This window comes from Pseudomonas sp. P5_A2_2 (genome assembly GCF_054177685.1).
On sequence record NZ_JBGCUL010000304.1, the window covers coordinates 1 to 4,962 of the forward strand.

Consider the following 4,962-nt stretch of genomic DNA (forward strand, 5'->3'; position numbering starts at 1 on the left):
GTGCTGTTGGGTATCGGTGATCAACACGCCTTCGGCGGTGCTTTCGAACACGGTGGCGGCCTGTTGCAGTTTTTCCTGCATCAGGTGCCGCTCGGTGATGTCCCGGGCGATGGTCAGCATGCAGTCCTCATCGCCAATCGGCAGCGGACGGCTGGACACTTCACAAAGGCGGATCAGCCCGTCGCTGCGGCGGATATGGCAGCTGAAATCGCGAACAAAACCGTCGCGGTGCAGCAGATCGAGCATTTGCTTGCGTTCATTGAGGTTGACCCAGATTCCCAGGTCCAGCGCTGAACGATCCACCGACATGGCGCTGTTGAACCCGGTGATGCGGCTAAAACCCTCGTTGACCTCCAACAGCAAGCCATCGCTTTGCCGGGACAGCAGCAAGCCGTCGGGGGAGGCATGGAAGGCCTTGGCGAATTTTTCTTCGGAAGTTTGCAGCTGTTGCTGGGTTTCCTTGAGCTGGGTGATATCCCGCACCACGACCACCAGTGCCGGTGTCATGTCGAGGTTGAACGGTTCTGCAGAGATCAGGCCGGTAAACACCTGGCCGTTGCTGCGACGAAAGGGCATTTCCAGGTTGCGGATGCTGCCGGCCTGCAAGCGTTGCAACAGGCCTGGTCCAACACCGGGAATCCCCCAGATGTTCAGGTTGGTGGCGGTCTGGCCAACGACGTCCTCGGCCTTGAGGCCGATCTGTTCTTCGAATGCTTCGTTGACTTCCAGCAGGCAACCGTCGCTCAGGCGCGCGATCACCAGAATGTCCGGGCATTGCTGGAACACGGATGCGAATTTCTGTTCCGACAGGCGCAATGCTTCTTCGGTGCGCTTGGCGTCGGTGATATCGATCATCAACCCGCGCAGCACCGGCTCATGCCCGTGTTCGATCAGGCTGACGATATCGCGCACCCACAGGCAGCGGCCGTCGGCGGTGATCACCCGGTAGTCGAGGCGGTGATCGCGCCCGGCCAGCACTTCGTGATCGCAGAAGGTCTGGGCGCGGGTCAGGTCGGCGGGGTGAATGATGTTGCGCCAGAAGCCCGGAATCAGCCAATGGGACAGGGGATAACCGAGAAGGTCTTCGGCGTGGGGCGATACATAGCTGTAGGTGAAGTCGGTGACTTTTGCTTCCCAGGCGATGGCCGACAGGCTCTCCACCAGGCCGCGGTAGTGGTATTCGCTGCTGCGCAGTTCCTGTTCAAGGTCGACCCGGCGGGCGATTTCCGAGCTCAAGCGGCGGTTGATGCGGATAACCACCGCCAGTACGGTAGTCAGCAGCAGCAATCCGGGCAGGCCATACACCAGCAGGTCATTCCAGAAAGTTCGATGATCGAGGACGTTGCCGACCCAATGCTCTTGAATGGCGCTGACTTCAGCGGGGCTCATGTCTGCCAGGACTTTGTCGAGAATACCGACGAGCATTTGGTTGTTGCGAGGTACCGCCATGGCCAGTTGATAGCGATAGGGGGTTTCACCGCTGACATACAACCCATCGAGCCTGAGTTGGCGCAGGCTCCAGACGCTGGACGCCAGATCGCCCACCACTGCGTCCACTGCGTCAGTGGCCAGTGCCTGCAATGCCGAGCTGACGTTGGGCATCGCTACCAGGTTCAGGTCGGGATGGTGGGTGCGCAGCAGCTCGTGGGGGGCGTAGTTTTCCACCACGGCGATTTTCAGTCCGTACAGTTCTTGCAGGTTATGTGGCTGGGGGCCCCCGACATGGGCCAGGATGACAATCGGAAAATCCAGATAGGGACGGGTGAACGACAGGTATTTCTGGCGTTCCGGGGTCGACATGATGCCCGGTAGCAGGTCCAGTTTGCCCTTTTTGGCTTGTTCCAGGACGGCGGTCCAGCTCACTGGCTCGATGGGGGTGAGCCGGATTGCCAGCCTTTTGCGGATGACCTCGATGTAATCCGCGGCAAGGCCCTGGTAGCGGCCCTCATCGTCGCGAAACTCGAAGGGCGGCCATGATGCATCGACACCCAGGCGCAAGTCCGGGTGAGCCGCCAGCCAGCTACGTTCTTCGTCGGTTAGAGTCAGCGCGCCAGCCGTTGCGGTCCAGGTCATCAGCGACAGCAAAAAAAGCACGGTCGGCAGTCTGGGCATAACGGTCTCGTTATGGCTCGGGGGAATGTTTCGAGTGTAGACGGCTACAGGGCGGAGGGGGGGAGCGGGGGGATTTAATCTGTACAAAGCAAAACCCCCGGCCTGGGCCGGGGGTTCTGTGATCACTCGTCGAGGAAGGAGCGCAGATGCTCGCTTCTCGTCGGGTGGCGCAGCTTGCGCAGCGCCTTGGCTTCGATCTGACGAATCCGCTCACGGGTCACGTCGAACTGCTTACCAACCTCTTCGAGGGTGTGGTCGGTATTCATGTCGATACCGAAGCGCATGCGCAGTACCTTGGCTTCACGGGCAGTGAGGCCGGACAGCACTTCGCGAGTCGCTTCTTTAAGGCTCTCAACGGTTGCAACATCGATTGGCGACTGCATGGTCGAGTCTTCGATGAAGTCACCCAGATGGGAGTCTTCGTCATCACCGATCGGGGTTTCCATGGAGATCGGCTCTTTTGCGATCTTCAATACCTTGCGGATTTTGTCCTCAGGCATTTCCATGCGTTCGCCCAGCTCTTCCGGGGTCGGTTCGCGACCCATTTCCTGCAGCATCTGCCGGGAAATGCGGTTGAGCTTGTTGATCGTCTCGATCATGTGCACCGGAATACGGATGGTGCGGGCCTGGTCGGCGATCGAGCGAGTGATCGCCTGACGGATCCACCAGGTGGCATAAGTCGAGAATTTGTAGCCGCGGCGGTATTCGAACTTGTCTACCGCTTTCATCAAGCCGATGTTGCCTTCCTGGATCAGATCGAGGAATTGCAGGCCACGGTTGGTGTACTTCTTGGCGATCGAGATCACCAGACGCAAGTTGGCTTCAACCATCTCTTTCTTCGCGCGGCGGGCCTTGGCCTCACCGATCGACATGCGACGGTTGATGTCCTTGATCTCGGCGATGGTCAAACCGGTTTCGGTTTCCAGCGCGGTCAGCTTCTGCTGGCAACGGATGATGTCCGGCTGCAGACGACCAATGGCTTCGGCGTATTTGCCTTTGCCTTTGGCCAGGGCATCAGTCCAGCTTTCGTCGACTTCGTTGCCCGGGAACTGGCGCAGGAAATCGGCACGCGGCATGCGTGCATCACGAACGCAGAGCTGCATGATTGCGCGCTCTTGCTGACGCAGGCGATCCAGGGCACTGCGAACACGCTCGACCAGGCCTTCGAATTGCTTCGGCACCAGTTTGATCGGCATGAACAGCTCGGCCAGGGCCAACAGCTCGGCAATTGCTGCCTTATTGTTGCGACCGTGCTTTTTCAGCGCCTTGCGGGTGATTTCCATCTGATCGGCCACAGCGCCAAAGCGCTGAGCAGCGATGATCGGATCCGGACCGCTTTCGGCTTCTTCTTCGTCATCCGAGGCTTCGGCGTCATCGTCGTCAGAGTCGTCGTCCGCTTTTGCGGCCTTCGCGTCGATCGGCGGYGGCACTTCTGCCGCAGGTGGCGCGATGCCGTCGTCCGGGTCGATATAACCGCTCAGGACGTCAGACAGGCGACCACCTTCGGTGGTGACGCGGGTGTACTCGGAGAGAATATGATCAACCGTGCCAGGGAAGTGCGCGATTGCGCTCATCACCTCACGGATGCCCTCTTCAATACGCTTGGCGATTTCGATTTCGCCTTCACGCGTGAGGAGCTCCACCGTACCCATTTCGCGCATGTACATGCGCACCGGGTCGGTAGTGCGACCAATGTCGGTCTCGACCGCAGCCAACGCTGCAGCGGCCTCTTCGGCTGCGGCTTCGTCGGTATCGGCGTCGGCCAGCATAAGGGAATCCTTATCTGGCGCAACCTCGAATACGTTGATCCCCATGTCATTGATCATGCGGATGATGTCTTCCACCTGTTCCGGATCTGAAATATCCTCCGGCAGGTGGTCGTTGACCTCCGCGTAAGTCAGGTAGCCCTGCTCACGACCAAGGGTGATCAACTCTTTGATACGAGACTGCTGTTGCGCTTTTCCGGACATAACACCCTATCCACTGAAGGTCTTGGCGGGCAAAAAACAAGCCGAGGATTATACCTGAGCAATGACCTCACGCGCCAGTTGAGGTCGGGTTTGATGCGGAAACATTGCGACTCAAGAGGTCGCGCAGTTGATTTTTCTCTTCGCTGGTCAATTCGCTTTGACGCGCTTTTCGCAGAAGTTGTTCCAGGTTTCGCTCGCGTTGGCGGGCTGACAAGCTAGTAATGGTGTCGAAAAACTGTTGTTCAAGGTTATCTCCATCAATCAGCCATTCCTTTTCCGCCAGGGCCTTGAGCAAGCGGCCCTGTTCTGTGCCGTGCCAGCGCGCGATCAGTTGAATTGAGTTTAGCTTGGGATTCTTCTGCACAGCTTCGAGCAGCGCCACCAGCAATTGCGTGTTGGTGTGATCCTCGGCGGCGAAGTGCCCGGCATCCTCGACTTTTTCGGCCAGTTGCGGGTGATGCAGCAACGTGCGCAAGGCGGCGAGGGTCGGCGGTTCTACGGCGGCGGGCACCCGTGGCGTGCGGGGTTGATCGCGATCACCGCCCCGTTTGCCATTCTTGTCCCACGGTTTCTTGTCCCATTTCTTGCCTCCTGCACCGGGTTTCTTCGGCGTCCATTCCTGCTGCGGCGCATACATTTCCTGTGCCTGCGGCTGATGATAGTCGCTGTAATCGGGCATCGCGTCGTAATCGATGCTCGGGTCGTAAGCCGGCGGCGCTTCTTGCGGGGCGCTTTGTGCCAATTGACTCACCGCTTCGCCGCTCAGGCCGGTGATTTCGCTCAGGCGCTGACGCATCAGGGTGCGCAGGTTGGCGCCCGGGACTTTGTCGATCAGTGGCGCGGCGAGGGTGGCCATGTGGGCCTTGCGCTCGAGCGAGCG

Annotated in this window: 2 protein-coding genes and 1 pseudogene; all 3 read right to left on the minus strand. The window is 59.3% G+C overall.

Annotated elements, in window-relative coordinates; translation table 11 throughout:
• On the minus strand, positions 1–2,112 hold a 2,112-nt coding region (locus tag ACXRVY_RS16930), incomplete at its 3' end, for a PAS domain S-box protein (RefSeq protein ID WP_458237812.1).
• A 122-nt stretch (positions 2,113–2,234) separates the two neighbouring features.
• Positions 2,235–4,082 (minus strand): RNA polymerase sigma factor RpoD, encoded by a 1,848-nt coding sequence (rpoD, locus tag ACXRVY_RS16935; protein ID WP_223456930.1) that lies wholly within the window; start codon positions 4,080–4,082, stop codon positions 2,235–2,237.
• Between the two features lie 67 nt (positions 4,083–4,149).
• Positions 4,150–4,962: pseudogene (locus ACXRVY_RS16940) on the minus strand (DNA primase); the annotation flags it as partial.